A 22596-nucleotide genomic window follows, 5' to 3' on the forward strand; every position below is an offset into this window, starting at 1 on the left:
CGGGCGGAGTGACGCTCACGTGCCGTCGGACGCAAGCCGCGGCGAAAGCAAATATGGCCGGATACCCTTTGTCTATTTCTATCATGACGGCGTGAAAGCTGACGCCGCTTTCGGTCTTCTCGATATCGAGATTGCAATACAGCGCCGCGGCCCCAGGTCGTTCCAGTTCGAGATCTACTGCGTCGGCGATGGCTATCAGAGCGGGCACGGATCGAGCAAGCCGCAGCCATTGGCGATCGAGTTTCGTGCCGGAGCCCGCGCCGTGGCGAAGGCGGAATGGACCTACCCGGCGGTTCTCGATGGCCGCATGGATCCGTTTGGCTTCTCGGCAGCCATCGAGCTCGACGAGGCGGATTTCCGGGACATCGACAGCGCCTTGCTCCCCTCCGTGCGAGGCGAGGTGACGATATGTCTCGATTAGGCGTCAGATCATGGGACTGAACATGCGAACCAGTATCACACGCCGCCGCGCGCTTGCGGTCACTGCCTCGGCACTCGCGGCACCAATGCTTTTACCGCGGCAAGCGCGCAGCGCCAACGACGAGGGCGTGACGGATTCCGAGATCAAGCTCGGAACGACGGCGACCTACAGCGGGCCCGTTTCGGCAATTGCGTCCTATGGCGAGGCGCAAGTGGCCTACTTCAAGATGATCAACGATCGGGGCGGCATAAACGGACGCAAGGTCAACCTGATCTCGCTCGACAATGCCTTCTCTCCGCCCAAGACGATCGAGCAAACGCGAAGGCTCGTCGAGTCCGACGGCGTCTTTGCCGTTGCCGGCGCGCTCGGCACGCCAACCAATGCCGCCGTCCAGAAGTATCTCAATTCAAAGAAGGTGCCCAACCTGTTCTTCACGTCGGGATCCGAGCGTTTCAACGATCCGGCGAACTTTCCCTGGATCGTTCCGCTCTATCCCTCATATGTCGCACAAGGCACGATATATGCGCGCTTTCTCCTTGCGACCAAGCCGGACGCGAAGATTGGCGTGCTCTATGAAAACGACGACCTTGGGCGGGATTATCTGCGGGGCCTGAAGCAGGGGCTCGGCGACAAGGCCTCGACGATGATCGTGGCCGAGATGTCTCACGAGATCACCGATCCCACGATCGACAGCGCAGTCATTTCGATACAGGCGGCCGGCGCGAATGCGTTTCTTCAATTCACCAACCAGCGCTACGCCGCGCAAGGTATTCGCAAGGCGGCCACCTCGAACTGGAAGCCGCTCCAGATCATCTGCTCCAACGCTGCAAGCATAGGACAGACGCTGGTTCCGGCGGGCATCGAGAACTGCAAGGGCATCATTTCCGCTCGCTGGGAGAAGGCGCCGAATGATCCGGCCTTCGCCAACGACCCGGGTGTCGAGGAATTCAAGCGGTTCGCCAGCCAATACATGCCGCGATACAATCTGGACGATCTCAATGCTGTGCCCGGCTACAATTGCGCCTGTGCGATCGCCGAGGTGCTGAAGCGCTGCGGCAACGAGCTTACACGGGAGAATCTCTTGAAGCAGGCGACCTCTCTCAGGGAGTTGGCTCTGCCGATGCTCCTGAACGGCATCACGGTGTCGAATTCACCCACCAACTACGCCGCCTTCCACGCCATGGAACTGATCCAGTTCGACGGAGAGAAGTGGGTCGGCCAGGGTGACGTGATCCAGATCTAAACATGCCGATGGCTTGATCTGTTCGCAGATGAGCTCGGCTCTGGCTCCCGCCGCAGCCGATGCCGGCATGACGCCCAAGCCAGCCTAGCCGTCAGGATCGAAACACCATGGATCTCGGAATTAGCGGTCGCACGGCACTGGTTTGCGCTGCGAGCAAAGGCCTCGGGCGGGCCTGCGCCGAAGCGTTGGCCGCCGAAGGGGTCAACCTCGTGCTGACGGCACGGAGCGTGGAGCCCCTGGAACTGTCGGCGGCCGACATCCGTCGGAAATTTTCCGTCGCGGTCGCCGTCGCCCCGGGCGATATCACGACCGAACTCGGACGCATGGCGGCGCTGGCCGCCTGTCCAGCTCCCGACATCCTGATCAACAACGCCGGCGGCCCGCCGGTCGGCGACTGGCGCGCTTTCGATCGCGAGCATTGGCTGGCCGCAGCCGACAGCAATATGGTGTCGGCGATCATGCTGATGCGGGCCGTGATCGACGGCATGGCTGAACGCAGGTTCGGGCGGATCATCAACATCACGTCGGCGATGGTGAAGCAGCCGCACTCCGGCTTGAGCCTGTCCGTTGCGGCGCGCATCGGGCTGACGGGGTTTTCCAAGGCGATTGCGGCGCAGTACGTCGCGGCTAACGTGACGATCAACAACCTGCTGCCGGAGCAGTTCGAGACCGATCGGCTCCGCTCCAACATCCAGAAGCTGACCGCCAAGAGCGGTCGCACACTCGACGAGGAAGTCGCGGCTGCGACCGCCAGCAGCCCGGCCAAGCGCATGGGACGTGTCGAGGAGTTTGGCGCCGTCTGCGCGTTTTATTGCAGCGCCCATGCCGGTTATCTGACCGGCCAGAACGTCATGTTGGATGGCGGCCGGTACCCCGCCGTCTTCTGAAAAGATCGAAAGACCAGCGCGACCAGGTTTGCCACGACGAGCCGCACCGGCGAGGGCGGATCGGAGAGGTTGAGTGATCGCCGTCTACTGCGATGCAGCAACGGCCCGCAGCAAGGTCGGCAACAAATATGTTGTCGGAACAGCGGCTCTGGAGAAAATATGCAAAACTAGGCTGCCAGGTGCCTGCGGAGGAGACACATGAACAACTTCACATCGCCAGGGGATCCATCCGAGTATCTTGAGCGCCTGATGCAGGCCGGTCAGCAATCAATGAAGCAATTCGACGAGGCCTTGGCGATGACGGCCGGCGTGGGCGGCAAGAAGCCGGCTCCGGCGGGGCAGGGGTTTTCGCCGTTTGGGTTTGCGCTGGACATGCAGCGCGAATACCTGACGCAGGTCTGGCGCTTCTGGAACACCACCGCGATCAGGACATTCACTCTCGGGGCCAGGTCCGAGATCCAGCCGGCGCGCGGCGACAAGCGTTTCAAGGACGAGGCGTGGCAGGAGACTCCCTACTATGACCTCCTCAAGCAATCCTACCTGCTGGCGGCAAAGCAGATGCATGACCTGGTCGAAGGCGCGCAGGTCGACGACAGGACGAAATTGCAGCTGCGCTTCTACGCCCGGCAGTTCATCGATGCGATGAGTCCGTCAAATTTTCCGGCGACCAACCCCGAGGTGATCCGGACCGCCATCGAGACCCGCTCGGCAAGCCTCGCGAGCGGGATGGCAAACCTGATCGAGGACATGCGGAAGGGCCGAATTACGCGCGTCGATGAATCCGCCTTTGAAGTCGGCGGCAATCTTGCGGTCACGCCGGGCTCGGTGGTCTTCGAGAATGAATTGATTCAGCTCATCCAGTACACGCCGCAGACCCCTGTGGTCGAACGGACGCCGCTGTTGATCGTGCCGCCCTGTATCAACAAGTACTATCTGCTCGACCTCGGCAAGGGCAATTCGTTCGTCGAATATGCTGTTGCGCAAGGCCATCAGGTCTTCCTCATCTCCTGGCGCAGCGCCGTGCCCGAAATCGATCATCTCACTTGGGACGACTACCTCACGAAAGGTCCCTTGCAGGCGATCGAGGTGGTGCGCGAGATCGCGAAGGTGGAGCAGGTTCACGCGCTGGGGTTCTGCGTCGGTGGCACAATCATGAGCTGCGCCGCAGCAGTGCTGGCGGCTCGTGGCGAGAGCAAGCTCACGAGCCTCACGCTGCTGACGACGATGCTCGATTTTGTCGACACCGGCGACATCGGGTTGCTGATCGATGAAGGCGCGGTTGCATTGCGCGAGGCGACCATTGGTCGCGGCGGCATCCTTCCGGGCAAGGAACTGGCTTTCACCTTCGGGACATTGCGTGCCAACGACCTGATATGGCGCTATGTCGTGGACAGCTATCTGAAGGGAGCACCGCCCGACGCATTCGACCTGCTGTACTGGGACTCGGATAGCGTCAGCCTGCCGGGCCCGATGTACTGCTGGTACACGCGCAACACGTACCTCGAAAACAAGCTCAGGGAGCCGGGCAAGACCACGCAGTGCGGGCTGCCGATCGACCTATCGAGGGTCAAGACTCCCCTTTATGTGCTTGCTTCGCGCGAGGATCACATCGTGCCCTGGCGAAGCGCCTATCGTTCAAAGGATCTCATGGGCACGAACCCGCGCTTTGTGCTCGCCGCAAGCGGCCACGTCGCCGGCGTGATCAATCCTCCCGCCCGCAACAAGCGCAGTCACTGGCTGAACGACGATCTCAATTGCGAAGCCAAGGACTGGCTTGACCGGGCCGAGGAGAAACCCGGCAGCTGGTGGCCTGACTGGGATGCCTGGATGAAGCGGCATTCGAGTGGAACGGTGCCGGCCCCGGGGCACGCCGGCGACGACAAATACGGGGTTATCGAGCCGGCGCCCGGAAGGTACGTCAAGTTGAAATCGAACTGAACGAAGCAGGCGCCCGCCGAGACCTGCCGGAAGGACCCGGATCTGACGATCGAAAACATCGCTGATCGGGTAGGACAGGGCGATGCGTCCACTTCCGGCACCCGTTCATGAAATGGGTCCGCATGTCGTCAACGGCAGGCGGCCAATGCGACGACCATCAGTTCCGTCTCGCCGGCCGCCAAATCTGCTTTGCATCACTCGCTTCCCGTCCATCAGCAACGCTATCTTGCGCTCTGGTGCAGATCGGGTTTCGCCGCCGGGACAGGACCTCGGTCGGTTGGCCCATGCCTGACATGGACGCATGACCGGATCGATTGACAGCAAGTAAGTAATTATATTATTACTAAGTCGGTCAGGGAGTTTTGGGATGTTGCAGACGAAACGTAGCTATGGCGGCATGGTCACTGCGCCGCACCACCTTGCGGCGCAGGCCGGACTTGGCGTCCTGTCCGAGGGCGGCAACGCCATCGAGGCCATGATCGCGTCGGCTGCAACGATTGCCGTGGTCTATCCTCATATGAACGGCCTGGGCGGTGACAGCTTTTGGCTCGTCGGTCGTGCCGGCTCGACACCAGTCGGAATTCAGGCATGCGGACGTGCGGCGCTGGCGGCCGATCGTGCCTGGTATCGCGAGCGCGGTTGCAGCAATATTCCAGGCCGCGGCCCGCTCGCGGCTCTCACCGTCGCGGGCACCGTCGACGGTTGGCAAAAGGCCTACGACCTGAGCCGCGATCGCCACGGCGGGCAGTTGCCACTGACTCGATTGCTCGAGCCCGCGATCCGCCATGCCGAAGAAGGCGTAGCCGTTACGAGCACGCTCCATGAAAATATCTGCAAGAAGCGGCATGAACTCGAGGACGTGCCCGGCTTTGCCGAGGTATATCTGTCGCAGGGCGCTGCGCCCGCGGTCGGTACGCGGCTGCAGCAGGCGCGGGTCGCGGAGACGCTGCGCCGATTGGCGAGAGCCGGCTTGGCCGATTTCTACCGCGGCGATCTGGCGCGCTCGATGGCGGCCGATCTCGAGCGGCTGGGCAGCCCGCTTCGATTCGCCGATCTGGAGCGACACCAGGCGTCGCTGGTGGAGCCGCTCTCGGTCGATGTGGCTGGACACAAGGTGTTCAACATGCCGCCGCCGACACAGGGCCTGGCCTCGCTCCTGATCCTGGCGCTCTACGCCCGCTGCATGGCCGATGAGGCCGACGGCGTCGATCACGTGCACCATCTGGTCGAATGCACCAAAGCCGCGTTCCGCGTCCGCAACCGCTACGTGACTGATCCTGAGCATATGAAGCGTTCGGCCGGTGAGTTGCTGTCCAGTGAATCACTGGCCGCGCTGTATCGAACGGTTTCCATAGGTCGCGCGGCGTCCTGGCCCGATCCGCCGAAGCAGGGTGATACGGTATGGCTTGCTGCAACCGATCGCACCGGACTGAGCGTCAGCTTCATCCAAAGCGTCTATTGGGAGTTCGGTTCCGGTGTCATTCTTCCGGAAACCGGAATCACCTGGCAAAACCGCGGAACGAGCTTTAGCCTTGGTGAGGCTGACACCAACAGGTTGGATCCGGGACGACTGCCGTTCCACACGATCCAGCCGGCGATGGCCGAACTCGGCGACGGGCGGCTGATGTCCTTTGGTACGATGGGCGGGGAGGGCCAGCCGCAAACCCAGGCTGCCGTCTTCACGCGTTACGCGCTGTATGGTCAGCAGTTGCAATCTGCGATCACGGCGCCGCGCTGGCTGCTGGGGCGCACCTGGGGCGAGGAAAACAACAACCTGAAGATCGAATCTCGTTTCGAGAAGAGCACGATCGACAGGTTGCGTGCGCGTGGCCATGATATCCAGGTGGCGGGTCCGTTCGAGGAGTTCATGGGACATGCAGGCGCGATCGTCTGGCACCCGGACGGCCTGCTGGAGGGGGCCAGCGATCCGCGCAGTGACGGCGCTGTCGCAGCGCGCTGAGCGGGGACAGGCCGTACGACCTGCAGGATGCTTGTCTGCAGGATACTTCCGTCGGCGGTTACCGAGCCGGTTTGCCTCTGCCGATTGCTCTCGATCCTGCGGCCCAGTGCTTCCGCTCTCCCTTGAGAGTGGTCAACCAGGTCAGGATCATATCTTGCGCATGCTCGTGGCGCAGTGCGAGCCAATCCGAATCGCCCAGGTCCTTGTCGAACATCGCGGAGAGCGTGTAGCGGTTGGAAACGTGGAAATAGCTCATGGCGGTGATCGAGACGTAGAGCTGAATTGGATCGACATCTCCGCGAAACAGACCTGCCGCCACGCCGCGACGAAGAACGTTCTCGATACTCGCGACGAGAGGCAACGTAAGCTCAGCGATCTTGCGTGACTTGCGCATGTTGCGCCCGCGCTGAAGGTTCTCGTTGTTGATCAGGGCGATATAGTTCTGGTGGTCGCCGAAGAACGTGAACGTGAAATTTATCAGCTCGCTCATCGCCGCGATCGGCTCCAGGTCATCCAGCTTGAGCTGCTGTTCGGCCGCGCGGATTTCCGAATAGACGTCCTCGAGGACCGCGACATAGAGTGCATTCTTGTCGCCGAAATATGCGTAGAGAAGGCGCATATTGGCCTTTGCTCGCTGCGCGATTGCCTCGACGCGGGCTCCGCCGAGGCCCTTGTGGCAGAACTCGAACGTCGCCGCTCGCAGGATCGCTTCCTTCGTGAGCGTGGAGTCTCTCGGGCGCCTTCCGCGAGCGGAGCTGCGGGACGGGGTGGTCTGTGCGGTTGTCTCGGTCACGGCGTCAACATTGCTTGGGCTTCAAATGTCCTGGCGGGGTCCAACCGGCGGAGCCGATCCTGGGCAAAGCAGCTTGGATTGAGATCGATATTGCGGGTGCTCGTCAAGGGGGATGCTGTTCAGCGTCTCCGGTTTCAGCTGGCGACCGCCATCGGCGTGCTCGCATTCGCGACCAGACGCCCCTTCTTGTAGACGTCGCGCGGCTTGGGGCGGGCGACCACGGCCTCCTGGACATTCACGGCATCGAGGACGACGAAATCTGCCGTGCCGCCGGCCCTAACGCCGTACTCCGCCAAGCCCAGCGCGCGTGCGGCGTTGGCCGTCACCATGTCAAAGGCCGCGGCCAATTGCTCATCGGTATTGAACCCGGATCGATAGCCGATCAGCATGGCGCGTTCGAGCAGGTCGCCGTCGCCGTAAGGCCACCACGAATCACGGATGTTGTCGTTGCCGGAGAAGACGTTGACGCCTGCGTCGCGCAGCAGCAACACCGGCGGAAACGGTCGTGCTCCCGGCGCGTTGGTGAGGATGGCAACGCCCGCCTCGGCAAGCCGGTGCGCGGTGCGCTGAACCTCGTCGCGCGTCACTTCGCCGAGTGCATAGGCGTGGCTGATCGCGACCTTGCCACCGAGGCCCGATGCCTTGGTCCGTCGCGCGATTTCCTCGATCTCCGAGATGCCCTGCTGGCCGCCATCATGCAGATGAATGTCGATCCCGACACCGTGCCGTTCGGCGATGCCGAACACGACGTCGAGATGACCGGTGACGTCACCATCATGACCCGCGGGGTCCAGTCCACCGACCAGGTCGGCGCCGGCACGAACGGCCTCATCGAGCAACTCGGCCGTTCCGGGCGATGTCAGAATGCCGCTTTGAGGAAACGCAACGATTTGGATTGAAACCCTGTTCCGGTGCGCTTCCCGTGCTGCCATGATCGGTTCAAAATGTCGCAGGCCGACCTCGGCATCCACGTCCACATGGCTGCGCATGTGTGTCGTGCCCTGCGAGACACAGAGATCGATCAGGGCCGCGGCCCGCACCTCGATGGGCTTGGCGCCGGCAAGGGCTTCCTTCTCGAACTTGACGCGTTCGCGCACGTTGAAGCCCCTGGTGCAGGGTCGATGCGGCTTCCAGTCGTCGCCAATAAAACACTTGTCCAGATGAATGTGGCCTTCGACCATGCCTGGCAACACCAGTCGCCCGCCGAGGTCGCGGGTTTCGCCGATTGCGCCGTAGCTTTCGGGGCTTGACGCGATCGCGACGATTCTTCCGTCGCGGACGGCGATTTCGACGATGCGTCCGTCAGCCAGTCGCGCGTTCCGAAGAAGTGTGTCGATTGGGGTCATTAGCGTGCCTCCGGTTCAATCATGCCGGTACAATGCCATCGGGTAAGGTACGTGAAAATGCCGAGATGCCGCCGGCAGTCGTAATCCAGATGTCGTCGCGCCTTGCGACGATCGCCTGCAGCGCGCGTCGCAGCGGCCGCAGCCGGTGCGGCTGCCCGACCAGATAGGGATGCAGCGCAATGCCCATAACGAGCGACTGTCCTGCTGACTGCTCCAGCATCTCATCGAATGTATCAGTGATCATCGTCGCGAACTGTTCGCCGTTGTCCTTCCGGCCGACGATCGAAGGGATGTCGTTCAGTTCCTGCGGATATGGGATCGACAGGATACGTCCACCATTGCGCGTCGTGAACCATACCGGCTGATCGTCCATGCACCAGTCGAGCAGGTATTGATAGCCGGCTTCGGCAAGGAGGTCCGGTGTAACCGGCGACTGGGAAATCCAGGGCCCCAGCCAACCGAGTGGTCGACGTCCCTCGGACCGCGCAATGATGTCCGTGGCCTCCTCGATCAATCGCCGTTCTTCCTCGGGCGCCAGCACGCCCTGACGCTCCGAGTTGGTCCGCCCATGGCCGACGATCTCGTCGCCGCGCGCGCGAAAGGCGTCCATGACTTCGGGACAGTAGTGGTAGATCGCGCTGTTCGCGAGCACGGAGACCGGTAGATCCAAATCGCCGAAGAGCCTGAGCAATCGCCAAACACCGACGCGGTTGCCGTAGTCGCGCCAGGCGTAGTTGAGGACATCCGGATGCGGGCCACCCGGGCACAGCTCCGCGCCCAAGCCCTCGCCGAACGCAAAGTGCTCCAGGTTGAGGCCGATGTAGACGGCCAGGCGCTTGCCGCCCGGCCAGAGGAAGTGCGGGCGGCGCGTGATTGCACTGTAGCGGTAGCGGTCGTGTGCGACGAGATCGAGCGTCGGACGCAATGCCGCGGTGCGAGTTGCATCGCCCGCAACGCCGCGCGAAGGGGGGGCCCGATCCCGCTGGGCCTCGTTCTCCCGTTGCATTGCAATCTCCGTTCGGGCGCAATCGCCGCTTGACATTCGCTGAATTGTGAAGAAAGTTTTTACTTCAGTCAAGGTCGCGTAGATGCGGCTTCGAATAAAGGGCGGCTGGAAGCAGCCGTTGGGAGCGGGAGGAGTGCAGAAATGAACGCTTGTATTACCTTTGCCGGCCTGCGCCGTGGCATCCTGTCGCACGGCGCACTCGCCGTTCTGTTTGGCTCGATGTCGCTGATCGGGGGCGCAAAGGCCGCCGAGCCGATCAAGATCGGGCTCGTCACGGCTCTATCGGGGCAGTCTGCGCGCGCCGGCGAAGCGCTTACGCGCGGTGCCACGATCGCAATCGAGGACATCAACGCCAAAGGCGGTGTGCTCGGCCGGCCGCTCGAACTCGTCCGCCGCGACGATGAAAGCAATCCGGCGAAAGGCCTGATTGCCGCACGCGAACTCATTCAACGCGAGAAGGTGACGGTGCTGCTCGGCGGTCTCGACACGCCGGTCGAGCTTGCGATCGTGCCATTCGTCAACAACGTCAAGGTGCCGTTCGTCGTGCCATGGGCAGCTGGCACCAAGATCACGCAGAACGGCGCTCCGTCCAACTACGTGTTTCGCGTCTCGGCGATGGACGACGAGGTCGACAAGGCGATCGTGGCCTTCGCGAGCAAAACATACGGAGCGAAGAAACCCGGTCTTATTCTCGTCAACAACCCGTGGGGCGAATCGAACGAGCATGGTCTGGGCGCTGCCATGAAGGCCGCCGGGATCGAGCCTGCGGGGGTCGAGAAGTTCGAGCCCAACGACGTCGACGTGGTGGCTCAACTGTCGCGGCTGAAGCAGGCAGGCGCCGATGTTCTGTTTCTCGTCGGCAACGTCGGTCCCGCATCGCAGGTGGTGAAGTCATTGGACCGCATGGGATGGACGCCACCAATCGTGTCTCATTGGGGACCGGCCGGTGGCCGCTTCACCGAGCTCGCCGGGCCGAATGCGAAGAACGTCATTTTCGTCCAGACCTACAGCTTCTTCGGTGACCTCTCGCCTGTCGGCAAGCGCGTGATGACTGAGCTTCAGGCCAAGTATCCGGACATCAAGGGCCCTGCAGATGTGACCCCGGCAGTGGGGTTCGCCAACGCCTATGACAGCGTCATGATGGTCGCCGGCGCGATCCAGAAGGCGGGCAGTACCGATCCCAGCGCCGTTCGCGACGGTTTCTATGCCATCGACCGCGTCGAAGGCCTGATCAAGACCTACGAAAAACCATTTGCCCAGACCCAGCACGACGCGTTGACCGCGCAAGACTACATCTGGGCCCGGTTCGAGGACAATCACATCCTGCCCTTCAGCAAGAACTGACGGGTCAATTGCCCAACAAACAGATCGGGATGGCCTGCGATGTCGTTTTTTTCGGCGATCATAACCGGAATGGCATTGGGGAGCATGTATGGCCTGCTCGCGCTCGGCTTTCATGTGACCTACGCGGTATCCGGCACCGTGAACTTCTCGCAGGGCAGCTCGATGACGCTCGGCGCCGTTGCCGGCTACTTCTTCCTCGTCGTGTGGGGTTGGCCTGGCGCGATCGGCATTCCCGCGGTCTTGCTGGTCTGCGCAGTTTACGGCGCTCTCATTGAGCGTTTCGCGGTTCGTCCGTTCGTACAACGTGGCTCGGACAATTGGCTGATGGCGACGGTTGCCGTGGGTGTCGTCGTCGACAACCTCATGCTGTTCGTCTTCGGAAAGGAGCCCCGCAGCTTTCCGTCCGTCCTTGCTGCAAAGCCGATCCAGATCGTCGAGGGAGCGGGGGTTTATCCCTTGCAGATCCTGATTCCAGCTGTCGGGGTGCTACTCGCGCTGGCGCTGCACCTGATCACGCGCCGGACGCGCCATGGCGTCGCGATGCTTGCGGTCGTGCAGAACCCCGGTGCCGCACGACTCATGGGCATCAATGTCGATGGTGCCATCGCTGCGAGTTACGCGGTATCGGCAATGCTGGCAGGGGTGGCCGCGCTCCTCATCGCTCCCCTTTTCAACGTCTCGTCCGAGATGGGCACGCTGTTCGGCATCAAGGCGTTCGCTGCGGCGATCATCGGCGGGCTGGCCAGCTCCTGGGGCGTCATGCTGGCAGGGCTGTGCCTTGGCCTGATCGAGGTGTTTGCGACGAATTATCTGGGCTCTGTCTACACCCAGATCATCACTTTCGCGTCCGTCATTCTGATCCTCGTCGTTGCGCCACACGGGCTACTGGGCCGAGCCGGAGTCAAGAAGGTATGACCGCACGCGCTTCCCTTCCTGTCGCTGTTGCGATACTCGCGGCCGTTCTGGGTTACGTCGCGATCGCCGACAGCTACGGGGTCTTTCTGGTCGCGACGATTTCGTTGACCGCGATCGCCTGTATCGGACTGAACGTGCTGCTCGGGCTCGCGGGCCAGATATCGCTCGGACACATCGGATTTATGGCCATCGGGGCGTACACGACCGTGCTTCTGATGGAGAAGGCGGGCTGGCCTTATCTTGCGGCCACCGGAGGGGCCATCGTGCTGGTCGGTATCATAGGCGGTTTGCTTGCCATGCCTGCCCTCCGCGTGCGGGGGCCGTACCTGGCGATGGTGACGATTGCTTTCGGTTTCATCGTTGAACATGTCACGATCGAGTGGCGTGACCTCACCGGCGGCGGCAACGGTCTGGTGTTGAGCGCGCCGCCCTCGATCTTCGGATACGCGCTGTCGGAGCGTTCGCTGGCGGTTGCCGGCGCCGGGTTGACCCTTGCCGGCCTTTTTATGTTCGATCGACTGAAGCGGAGCGGCTGGGGTTATGCGATGCGCGCCGCCCGCGATGCGGAAGTCGCCGCGCGCTCTATCGGCATCGATCTGGTACACATTCGTGCCGTAGCCTTCGTGATCTCGGCGGCAGCGATGGCATTGGCCGGCGCGCTGTTCGCGCCGTTGCAAGGCTATATCAGCCCGAGTTCGTTTCCGTTTCTGCAATCGGTGCTGCTGCTGTTCGGTGTGATGGTCGGCGGCGCCGGTTCGACGCTCGGTCCCGTGATCGGAGCCGCGCTCGTCGTGCTGCTGCCGGAACTGTTGTCTGATCTCGAGGAATATCGTCTCCTGGCATTTGGAGTGCTGCTCTTCGTCGTATTGCGCGTCGCGCCGTCCGGTATCGTCGGACTGATGGAGCAACTTGCGGCAAAATTCCTGCCGGCGCGGCATCCGCCGGCGGGTTCCGAGGTGGCGGCGGCGAGCGTCGCCACGGCCGGCCTTGAGACAAGGAATCCGGCTGCGCTGGACGTGACGGATCTTTCGGTTTCGTTCGGCGGTGTCCGTGCGGTTCAAAGCGTCTCGTTCACGGCGCGGCCCGGCGCCGTCACCAGCATCATCGGTCCCAATGGCGCCGGGAAAACCAGTGCGCTGAACCTGCTCTGCGGCTTCTATCGACCGAAATCGGGAACGGTGACGCTTGGCGATCAAGACGTGACGGGCATGACGTCGCATTTGCTTGCGCGGACCGGTGTGGCGCGAACATTCCAGACGACGCAACTGTTCGGTTCGCTCTCGATCCTCGAAAACATCCTTCTGGCCGAGAGAGCCGGACGGCTCGGCGGCATCGTGTCCGCACTGCGCAACGCGGCGACGGAAGACTTCGCGCGTTTCCTGATGCGCTTTGTCGGCGTCGATGGCGATCCGGCTCGACCGGCAGGCTCACTGTCACATGGCGAGAAGAGGCTGGTCGAAATTGCGCGTGCGCTGGCATTGCGGCCGCGGGTCCTGCTGCTCGACGAGCCCGCGGCGGGCCTCTCGAAGGGCGACAAGCAGCGCTTGACCGCGCTTCTGCGTCGCATCGCCGATGCCGGGATCAGCGTCATCATCGTCGAGCATGACATGCCGATGATCATGTCGCTCAGCGATCTCGTCGTTGTGCTCGATGCCGGCAAACGAATAGCGATCGGCGATGCGGCTGAAATCCGCAACGATCCGCTTGTCCGCAAGGCCTATCTCGGCGATTCCTCGGCTGGTGAACGAAACAAGGCGCCGCGACCTGCAAGGACCGGCGGCAGCGCGCTGGAAATCAGGGCGCTCGAATCGTCCTATGGCCTGTCGCGCGCCTTGAGCGGGATTGATCTCTCTGTCGCGTCCGGCGAGGCGGTCGCGGTGCTCGGCGCGAACGGTGCCGGGAAGACCACGTTGATGCGGTCGATCGCCGGCCTCGAACCGCCGCGGTCGACCGGTGAAGTCTGGCTCGCGGACATGCGTATCGACAGGATGCCGGCGCACGTGCGCGCGCGATCCGGCGTCGTGCTGGTGCCGGAAGGACGTCAGGTGTTTCCGGAGCTGACGGTGAAGCAAAATCTCCAGCTCGGCGCCTACGCGCGCAAGGGCTTCGATCTCGACGCCGAAATCGAGTCGATGTTCGTACGCTTCCCCCGATTGAAGGAACGAATCGGCCAGCGTGCAGGGCTTCTGTCCGGCGGGGAGCAGCAGATGCTGGCGGTCGCACGCGGCCTTCTCACCGGGCCGAAGGTATTCATGCTTGACGAGCCCTCGCTGGGCTTGGCGCCGCTGGTTGTCGATGAACTGTTCGCATCGATTGAACGGTTACGCAGTGAAGGGATGACCATCATCGTGGTCGATCAGATGGCGGGACATGCTCTCGCTCTGGCCGACCGGGCCTACCTACTGGAGACTGGCGCGATCCTGAAGAGCGGCCCTGCGGGCATTATCGCTGAAGATCCTCTGCTCGAGGCGGCGTATCTCGGGGGAGAAGCTGAAGCCGGACCGCATCTCGCGGCCCAGGTCTCCTGAAACGAAGCCCGGAGGAGGCGAATGGTCGTCGCAGGGCAGGGTGCCGACGGCATAGCGGCGGGCTTATCTGGCTCGCAAGACAATGGACGTGTCAACGTCGCGGCAGCGACCAGCATCGCCGTGGAGGTCGGGCTGCTCGCGGTGAAGGCGCTCCGTGCCCCTGCCGCGGGCCGGGTCGTCGCCGTGTTCGAACGCTCCTTCTACGCTGTTGTCGATGAGAACTGGATCTGTGTCGGACATACCGACATCGGCTCTGGGCCATTCAATCTGTTGGGCAACTTTCGGTGGTCGCAGCTTGCTGTCGGCGCCCCGGTTCGCTTTGCGGATCCGCTTCTGTGGGTTGCGGGGGAGCCGCTCGCGACGTTGGTCTCCACTCCGGTTTGGGCGCCGGGCGCGGCGCCGCGCTGGTCCCGCAACAGCCTGCGACGCGGTCTTCGCGCCGTCGATGAAATGTGGAAGGGCGATCTGACGGCGGGAGGCCTCGCAGTTTTGGGGGCAGCGCACCGGTCGAGCGAGCTGTCGGCTCTCGCTCGGGCGGCGGTACCGGGCTTCATTGCCCTGGAGCACGTTATCACGGGCGTGGCGGACGATGTCGATCATGAGACTGGCCTTGGGAGCTTGATCGGCCTCGGGCCGGGGCTCACTCCGTCCGGTGATGACCTGATCGGCGGCGCGCTCATCGCATTGGCTGCGCTCGGTCTTGCACAACGTCGTGATCTGCTGTGGCGCCACTGCAGCGCGTTGCTCCGCGATACCAACGATATCAGCCGAATCCACCTGCAAGCGGCGGCGCTCGGATACGGCGCGGCCGCATTGCACGCTGCCCTTCATGCGACGATGAGCGGTGATGTCGTGCGGCTTCATCAGACGATCAACGGGCTGACCGCGATCGGTCACACGTCTGGCCTTGATGCGTTCGCGGGATGCCTGATGGTCTTGCGGCACGTCATTCGAACGCCGTGATGCGCGGCGCCTGGCTGGAATTTCGAGTTCTCCCAGACTGCTCCGAACGATGTTCGGAGCGTTTTTTTATCATCGCTCTCCGCGTTGAACGACTCGCACAAATCGTGGAATTTCGCGCTTGACGAAGTAAGTGTTTTCTTATTTATTGGACGCAACGATAATCAACTGGTTAGGGCAGGAGACATGACGGATCAGAATGGACCGCAGTATCAGCGATTGCTGGCGGGCAAGGTCGAAGTCGTGAATGTCGGGCTGGAGGGGTTCGTGAAGGATCTCCACGACTGCGGCATCGGCGTCGTCCACGTTGACTGGAAGCCGTCGGCGGGCGGGGATCCCCAGATGGCCGCCCTGCTCGCAAAGCTTGGTGTGTGAGGGCGCGCCGATGAAGCTGATCGAAGACGCAAACCAACAGGCGCTGGCCCGCATCCTCGAGGGAGAGCCGAGGCTGATCGACATAGTTCCCGCCAGCCAGCTGATGAAGGGCTTGCGGGATCGGATGATCCTGCATGCGGGTCCGCCGATCACCTGGGAGAGAATGTGCGGGCCGATGCGCGGTGCCGTGGCCGGCGCGATCGTTTTCGAGGGCTGGGCGCAGGATCTCCGGTCTGCCACGGAGCTCGCGGCTAGCGGAGGAATCGAATTTCACCCGAACCATCACTTCGGTGCCGTCGGCCCGATGACCGGCATGACGACGAAGTCGATGCCGTTGTTCGTGGTCGAGAACGCTCGCTTTTCCAATCGGGCCTACTGCGCGATCAACGAGGGGTTGGGCAAGGTCATGCGCTTCGGCGGCAACGACGCGAGCGTGCTGAAGCGCCTCGCCTGGTTGCGCGATGTGTTCGGGCCGGTTCTGGGCAAGGCCATCCGCGCATCCGGCGGTGTCGACCTGAAATCGATTATCGCGCGCGGATTGTCGATGGGCGACGAGATGCACCAGCGCAATCTCGCCTGCTCGAGCATCTTCCTTCGCGAAATCGCGCCCTGGATGGCGCGGACCTCGGTCGACAATGCGACCCTTGCCGAATGTCTGGCGTTCATCGGGCAGAATGATCAGTTCTTCCTGAACATCGCCATGGCCATGGGCAAGGTGATGACTGATCCCGCCAACGGCATTCGCGGTTCGACGATCGTCACGACGATGTGCCGCAACGGGACCGATTTCGGCATCCGTGTAAGTGGATTGGGCGAGCGGTGGTTTACGGCTCCGGTCGAGATGCCGGAGGGGCTTTATTTCGCCGGATATTCCGAGAAGGACGCCAATCCCGACATGGGCGATTCCGCGATCGTCGAGACGATCGGCCTGGGCGGATTCGCGATGGCGGCGGCGCCGGCGGTCGCCGGTTTCATCGGCGCCGGTGCGCCGTCGGAAGCGGGCAACTTCACCCGCTCGATGGGCGAAATCACCGTCGCGCAGAACCCGGAGTGGAGCATTGCCGCGATGGACTTCGCGGGCGTGCCCACCGGCATCGACATCCGCCTGGTCGTTGATTCCGGAATCGTGCCCGTCATCAACACGGGGATCGCGCATCGCGAGCCCGGCATCGGTCAGGTCGGGGCAGGCGTGGTGAAGGCGCCGTTGGCCTGCTTCCAGCAAGCGGTGCGCGCCGTCGCGAGCGATTTGGGGGTGTCATGAAGGTCGTTGTGCTGAATGAAATCCGCAAGGGGTTCTACCTGGATTCGGTTGCCCTGATGCGGCTGTCCCGCGAGGTGGCAGCATGTCCCGGTGTGATCGAGGCCGCGCTGATGATGGGGACACCATCGAATGCGGCGATCATGCGTAATGCGGGCCTGCTGAATGAGGGGGCCGCCGTAAAGGGCAATGATCTCGTGATCGCAGTGAAGGCAGACACCGAACCTGCCGCGCGCGATGCGCTCGACGGCGCGATCAAATCACTCGAGAAACCCAAGAGCCAGGGAGAGGCGTCGGCCGCCTGGCGGCCGCACTCCATCTCCGCGGCAGTCAAGGTCCGGCCGGAGATCAATCTCGCATTGATCTCCGTGCCCGGCGATTTCGCAGCGGCCGAAGCCAGAAAGGCGCTCAATCGCGGCCTGCATGTTCTGATGTTCAGCGACAACGTCTCCCTCGAGGACGAGCTGTCGCTCAAGCTGCAGGCACGAGATGCCGGCCTGTTGATGATGGGGCCCGATTGCGGCACGGCCGTCATCGGCGGAGCGCCGCTGGCGTTCGCCAACAGGCTGCGGCGCGGCAAGATCGGGATAATCGGTGCGTCGGGTACCGGAACGCAGGAAGTCTCGTGCCTGGTTTCGGAAGCCGGCGAAGGCATCTCTCATGCAATAGGGGTGGGCGGGCGCGATCTGAAGAAGGATATCGGCGGCATCACGACATTGATGGCGATCGATGCATTCGATTCCGATCCGGAAACTGACCATGTCGTGCTGATTTCGAAGCCCCCGCATCCCGATGTCGCCACGACGGTCCTGAAGCGGATCGGGCAGAGCCGAAAGTCTTTCACCGTGTGCTTCATCGGAGCTTCCGACATGACCGTTCCGGCGAATGCGCGCTTTTCGCCGACGCTCAAGGGGGCCGCTGAACTGGCCCTCGGTGGCAAGCCGATCGGGGCGGAGTTCGATCCTGGTGCAGTCGCCTCACGCGTTGCGCGACGGCCTGCCGGCGGCGGGATCGAAGGCTTGTTTGCCGGCGGGACGCTGTGTGCCGAAGCCCAGGTCATTCTGACGGCCGCAGGCCGCGAGGTGACGTCGAATGCCGCAATCCCGGGTGTCAAGACGCTGTGCGCCGGGCGGGACCCGGGCCGAGACCGGCTGATCGATCTCGGCGATGACGAATACACGCGTGGCCGACCACACCCGATGATCGATCCGTCGGTACGAGATGACGCATTGCGTGCGGCACTCAGGAATCCCGCTCTCTCGGTCATCCTGCTCGATCTGGTGCTTGGCTACGGCGCGCATGCTGATCCGGCCGAGCATTTGACGCGGCTCGTCGCCGACCGTGGGCAGGATGCGCCGGTGCTGATCGCATCGGTCGTCGGTACCGAGCAGGATCCGCAGGTGCGTTCAGCGCAGGTCAGAAAACTCGAACTGGCCGGAATCGTCGTCGCGCCGTCCAACGCTCAGGCGTGCGAACTCGCAGTTGCCATCGCCAATACGGCCGGGAGGTAGGAAAATGCGTACACTCAACGATGTGCCGCGTCGCCTTGTGGTCGCGATCGGCGGCAATGCCGTTCATCCCGAAGACATAAGGGGTACTTCCCAGGAGCAAAAGTCGGTTGCGCAGATGACAGCAGAGGCGTTGTTGCCGCTTGCCCAACTCGACAACGAACTGGTCATCACGCACGGCAACGGTCCCGTCGTCGGCAAGATCATGATGCGCCAGTTGCTGACCATGAGCCGCATTCCGCCGATGGACATGGACATCTGCGTCGCGCACAGCCAGGGCGGCATCGGATATCTCCTGATGCAGGCGATCGAGAACGCCCTGCGCGAACAGGGCAACCAGAGGCACGTGGCGAGCCTGCTGACCCAGGTCGAGGTCGACAAGGACGACCCTGCCTTCAAGAACCCGACGAAGTTCGTCGGGCCGTTCTTCAAGGAGGATGAGGCCAGGAAGATCAGCGCCGAACTCAACTGGGCGATGCGCGAGGATTCGGGCAGGGGCTGGCGTCACGTCGTTCCGTCCCCGAAGCCGAAGCATGTCTGCGATATTTCGCTGGTCGACGCGTTGGTCAAGCGCGGAACGATTGTCATCGCCGGTGGCGGAGGCGGCGTTCCCGTCGTTCGTGATGAAAAGGGCGTGCGCACGGGCGTTCCGGCAGTCATCGACAAGGACCTGACGTCCGCCCATATTGCGAACGTCCTCGGCATCGAGGAACTGCTGATCCTTACCGCCGTGCCGCGCGTTGCAGTCAATTTTGGCAAGCCGAACCGGAAAGACCTGGACCAGGTCAGCCTCGAGGAAATCAAAGCCTATCATCGTGAGGGACACTTTCCCCCGGGAAGCATGGGTCCCAAGGTCGATGCTGCGATCCGCTTTCTGGAGGGAGGTGGAAAGCGCGCGATCATCAGCCACCTCGATTGCGCGATGGCTGCGCTGCGGGGGGAGACAGGAACGCACGTCGTTCATTAGCCGGCGACCGGCCTGACAGAACAGGGACACGACAAGAAAATGGCCATCCAACCCAGTGTGAAGGCGAACCTATACAAGGACTCCGTCTCGTTGATGCGAATCTCGCAGATCGCGATCGCACGGAGCGGCGTTCAGCGCGTCACGTTGTTGATGGGGACACGCAGCAACAAGGAATTCCTGCAACAGGCCGGGCTGATGAGCCCTGTACTCGAAAACGCGAAGCCGGGCGACATCATGATCGTCGTGCAGGACGATACCTCGGAAAAGCGCGAAGCCGCGGAACGGGAAATTCATTCGCTGATCGCCGGCGATGAGCCGAAGGCCGGCGCGACCGAATCTGCGATGGACGCGCCGCCACGATCGATCGCCGGCGGCATTGCGATCGCCGGTCATGCCGACCTGGCATTGATTTCGGTGCCGGGTCCCTACGCCGCGGCGGAAGCTCTGAAGGCCCTGCGCCGGGGCCTCAACGTGCTGCTGTTCAGCGACAATGTGACGATCGAGCAGGAGCAGGCCATCAAGCGCGTTGCCGCGCAGAAGGGGCTGCTGGTCATGGGTCCCGACTGCGGCACTGCGATCATCAACGGCGTTCCGCTTGGATTTGCCAACGTCGTTCGGCGCGGCGTTATCGGCCTGGTCGGAGCATCGGGAACGGGGCTCCAGGAGGTGATGTGCCAGATCCATCGCCACGGGCTGGGCGTATCGCAGGCGATCGGTACCGGCAGCCACGACGTTTCAAGCCGGGTCGGCGGCACGACGATGTTGCAGGGGCTGGCTCTGCTGGCTGCAGACGAACAGACCAAGGTCATTGCCATCGTTTCCAAGCCGCCAGCGCCCGATGTCCAGCAACGTGTGATCGAGCAGGCGAGCATGATCGGCAAGCCGGTCGTGCTCTGCTTCCTGGGCGGCGAGGTCGTAGCCTCTACAGGCAATGTCCACCGTGCGTCGTCGCTCGAGGAGACTGCGAAGCAGGCCGTCTCCCTTGCGGGAGCGCAGCAGCCCGGAAGCGACGAAAAGGCGGTCGAGGAACTGGTCAGCAGGGTGTGTCGGTCGCTCGCGCCTTCGCAGCGCTATCTCCGCGGTCTCTATTCCGGTGGAACGTTCTGTTCGGAGGCGCAAATCATCTGGCTGGAGGCCGGGGTTCGCGCGCGGTCGAACGCCCCCCTCGCCGACGCCGACCGGCTGGCCGATCCGGAAGACAGCTACGGACATACGGCGATTGACCTGGGCAGCGACGAGTTCACCGTCGGGCGGCCGCACCCGATGATCGACTATGGCGTGCGGGTCGACCGGCTCCTGAAGGAAGCAAACGATCCGACTGTTGCCTGCGTGGTGCTGGACGTCGTGCTTGGCTACGGCAGTCACGCAAATCCCGCGGAGATCCTGGCTCCGGCCATTCGACAGGCCAAGGCCACAGCGAAAGCAAAGGGACGGGAGCTTCCCGTCATCTGCTTCGTGTGCGGCACGGCCGAGGATCCGCAGTCCTTTGAAACCCAGAAGACCATGTTGGCGGCTGCCGGAGCCGAACTGGTCGGTAGCAGCACCGCCGCTGCCCGTTCGGCGCAGGCCATCGCGAGCCGCATGGCGGCGTCACAGGCCGTCGCATGAAGCAAGGTGGAGAATGACGATGAATGCAGCACCCTCCGCTCTGCGGGACCGCAAGACGTCCATCATCAGTCTCGGCGCCTCCGGTCTCGATCGGGGTGTCGAGAGCAGCGGAGCGCCGCTGACGCGGCTGCACTGGCAGCCGGTCGGAGACGGAAGCCCGGAAGTCGCCTGGAATCTGGCGCAGCTGATCGGCGATGCCGACGATGCCGACTGCCTCGGATCGCGCATCGACCGCGCCAATGCGCAGGCACTGGAACGCATCCTCGCCGCCCAGCCGACCTGGGTCGATGTCGCTGCGCACGCCTCCGAGATCTGGCCCGACATGGGCCGCACCCTGCTGCATGCCGGCCCGCCGATCGACTGGAAGGACATGTGCGGTCCGATGAAGGGCGCTGTCGTCGGCGCAGTCCTCTACGAGAAATGGGCGGCGTCCCCCGCGGAGGCGGAGCAACTTGTCGCCGGCGGCGGCATTCGCTTTGCGCCGTGCCACGAATTCGGCGCAGTCGGGCCGATGACCGGGATCATCTCGCCATCCATGCCGCTCTTCGTGGTGATGAACAGCGCTGCGGGCAACCGCGCGTATGCGCCGATGATGGAGTCGGGCGGTGCCAGGACGTTGCGGTTCGGCGCGTTCGCTCCCGAGGTGATCGAAGGCCTGAAGCTGATCGAGAATGTGCTGGCGCCATGCCTGAAAGCGGCGATCGCAGGCATCGACGGCGGATTGCCCTTGAAGCCGCTGATATCGCAATCGCTGCACATGGGTGACGACGTTCACAACCGCAACACGGCGGCGACCCTGCTGCTGTATCGCGCCGTCACGGAATCACTTCTGAAGTCGCCCGTCCCTCGCGACATCGTTCAGGAGACGCTCCGGACGATCGGGGCAGACGACATGTTCTTCCTGAGCCTGTCCATGGCGGCGTGCAAGGCGATCATGGACGCCGCGCATGGCGTGCCATTCAGCAGCATCGTCACCGCGATGGCGCGTAACGGCGTCAATGTCGGCATCAGGGTGAGCGGGCTGGAGGGACAATGGTACGTTGGTCCAGCCGACGTTCCCGTCGGCCTGTTCCTGCCGGGGTTCAGCGAGGCCGATGCCAATCCCGATATCGGCGACAGCGCGATTACCGAGACGGCCGGGCTGGGCGCGTTTGCGATGGCGGCTGCTCCCGCGATGGTCCAGTTCGTCGGCGGGACGCCGCAGGATGCGCTGCGCTATTCGCGTGAGATGGCACACATCGCGATCGGCCGCAATCCGGGCTTCACGCTGCCGATGCTCGATTTCATAGGCGCGCCGGTCGGCATCGACATCCGCAAGGTCGTGGATGAGGGCAGGCGTCCAGTCATCAACACCGCAACAGCCCACAAAGAGCCCGGGATGGGAATCATCGGCGCGGGGGTCGTGCAGGCTCCGATGAAGTGCTTTGTCGATGCCGTCGCTGCGCTTGCGACGATCGCGGTGAGCTGACGCCGCCGCTGCTCCGAGAATAGCGGCAAACGCAGACCGACCGTTGCGCCGCCGCCGCATGGAATGCCGCG

The 22596-nt window shown here is 63.1% G+C and carries 18 protein-coding genes; 15 read left to right on the top strand and 3 right to left on the bottom strand.

Translation table 11 applies throughout. From position 1 onward, the window contains the following. Window positions 1-19: 19 nt before the first annotated feature. From JQ586_RS05100 to JQ586_RS05120, 5 genes are all read left to right on the top strand, one after another. On the top strand, window positions 20-421 hold the full coding sequence (locus JQ586_RS05100) for a hypothetical protein (RefSeq protein WP_212393393.1): 402 nt from the start codon (window positions 20-22) through the stop codon (window positions 419-421). A 22-nt stretch (window positions 422-443) separates the two neighbouring features. Then, entirely contained in the window at window positions 444-1664 is a 1221-nt protein-coding gene (locus JQ586_RS05105) for an ABC transporter substrate-binding protein (RefSeq protein WP_212393394.1), read from the top strand. Window positions 1665-1771: 107 nt separating this feature from the next. Continuing rightward, window positions 1772-2551: an SDR family NAD(P)-dependent oxidoreductase gene (locus JQ586_RS05110; protein WP_212393395.1), complete on the top strand. Its 780-nt coding sequence runs from the start codon at window positions 1772-1774 to the stop codon at window positions 2549-2551. Between the two features lie 198 nt (window positions 2552-2749). After that, the gene (locus tag JQ586_RS05115) at window positions 2750-4489 is read left to right on the top strand and encodes an alpha/beta hydrolase (protein WP_212393396.1); all 1740 of its coding nucleotides are present in this window, start codon (window positions 2750-2752) and stop codon (window positions 4487-4489) included. A 367-nt stretch (window positions 4490-4856) separates the two neighbouring features. Beyond that, complete coding sequence (locus tag JQ586_RS05120; RefSeq protein ID WP_212393397.1) at window positions 4857-6449, top strand: gamma-glutamyltransferase family protein; 1593 nt, start codon at window positions 4857-4859, stop codon at window positions 6447-6449. 58 nt (window positions 6450-6507) lie between these two features. On the opposite strand, the gene JQ586_RS05125 is transcribed toward JQ586_RS05120, so the two are convergent. From JQ586_RS05125 to JQ586_RS05135, 3 genes are all read right to left on the bottom strand, one after another. Next, window positions 6508-7242 carry a TetR/AcrR family transcriptional regulator gene (locus tag JQ586_RS05125; RefSeq protein WP_212393398.1) on the bottom strand — a complete coding sequence of 245 codons (735 nt, stop codon included), beginning with the start codon at window positions 7240-7242 and terminating at the stop codon, window positions 6508-6510. A gap of 134 nt (window positions 7243-7376) precedes the next feature. Next, the gene (locus JQ586_RS05130; protein ID WP_212393399.1) at window positions 7377-8588 is read right to left on the bottom strand and encodes an amidohydrolase family protein; all 1212 of its coding nucleotides are present in this window, start codon (window positions 8586-8588) and stop codon (window positions 7377-7379) included. A gap of 19 nt (window positions 8589-8607) precedes the next feature. After that, entirely contained in the window at window positions 8608-9594 is a 987-nt protein-coding gene (locus JQ586_RS05135; RefSeq protein WP_249147281.1) for a polysaccharide deacetylase family protein, read from the bottom strand. Window positions 9595-9813: 219 nt separating this feature from the next. On the opposite strand from JQ586_RS05135, the gene JQ586_RS05140 reads away from it, so the two are divergent. The 10 genes from JQ586_RS05140 (at window position 9814) to JQ586_RS05185 (ending at window position 22525) form a co-directional block, all read left to right on the top strand. After that, window positions 9814-10938: an ABC transporter substrate-binding protein gene (locus tag JQ586_RS05140; protein ID WP_212393591.1), complete on the top strand. Its 1125-nt coding sequence runs from the start codon at window positions 9814-9816 to the stop codon at window positions 10936-10938. 39 nt (window positions 10939-10977) lie between these two features. After that, window positions 10978-11853, top strand: coding sequence for a branched-chain amino acid ABC transporter permease (locus tag JQ586_RS05145; RefSeq protein WP_212393400.1), 876 nt, complete (start codon window positions 10978-10980; stop codon window positions 11851-11853). Further along, window positions 11850-14381: a branched-chain amino acid ABC transporter ATP-binding protein/permease gene (locus JQ586_RS05150; RefSeq protein WP_212393401.1), complete on the top strand. Its 2532-nt coding sequence runs from the start codon at window positions 11850-11852 to the stop codon at window positions 14379-14381. The genes JQ586_RS05145 and JQ586_RS05150 overlap by 4 nt, the downstream gene beginning before the upstream one ends. A gap of 21 nt (window positions 14382-14402) precedes the next feature. Next, entirely contained in the window at window positions 14403-15344 is a 942-nt protein-coding gene (locus tag JQ586_RS05155) for a DUF2877 domain-containing protein (protein WP_212393402.1), read from the top strand. A gap of 183 nt (window positions 15345-15527) precedes the next feature. After that, entirely contained in the window at window positions 15528-15716 is a 189-nt protein-coding gene (locus JQ586_RS05160) for a hypothetical protein (protein ID WP_212393403.1), read from the top strand. Window positions 15717-15726: 10 nt separating this feature from the next. Then, on the top strand, window positions 15727-16977 hold the full coding sequence (locus tag JQ586_RS05165) for a DUF1116 domain-containing protein (RefSeq protein WP_212393404.1): 1251 nt from the start codon (window positions 15727-15729) through the stop codon (window positions 16975-16977). Next, window positions 16974-18485, top strand: coding sequence for an acyl-CoA synthetase FdrA (gene fdrA / locus JQ586_RS05170; protein WP_212393405.1), 1512 nt, complete (start codon window positions 16974-16976; stop codon window positions 18483-18485). Before JQ586_RS05165 ends, fdrA (JQ586_RS05170) begins: the two co-directional genes overlap by 4 nt. Window positions 18486-18522: 37 nt before the next feature. Then, complete coding sequence (gene arcC, locus JQ586_RS05175) at window positions 18523-19449, top strand: carbamate kinase (RefSeq protein WP_312016928.1); 927 nt, start codon at window positions 18523-18525, stop codon at window positions 19447-19449. Between the two features lie 39 nt (window positions 19450-19488). Beyond that, a complete protein-coding gene (gene fdrA, locus JQ586_RS05180) occupies window positions 19489-21057 on the top strand; it encodes an acyl-CoA synthetase FdrA (protein ID WP_212393407.1) in 1569 nt (522 codons plus the stop codon). Between the two features lie 19 nt (window positions 21058-21076). Next, complete coding sequence (locus tag JQ586_RS05185) at window positions 21077-22525, top strand: DUF1116 domain-containing protein (RefSeq protein WP_212393408.1); 1449 nt, start codon at window positions 21077-21079, stop codon at window positions 22523-22525. Window positions 22526-22596 lie beyond the last annotated feature (71 nt).

The sequence above is a fragment of the Bradyrhizobium jicamae genome, from assembly GCF_018130215.1.
Taxonomy (GTDB): domain Bacteria; phylum Pseudomonadota; class Alphaproteobacteria; order Rhizobiales; family Xanthobacteraceae; genus Bradyrhizobium; species Bradyrhizobium jicamae_A.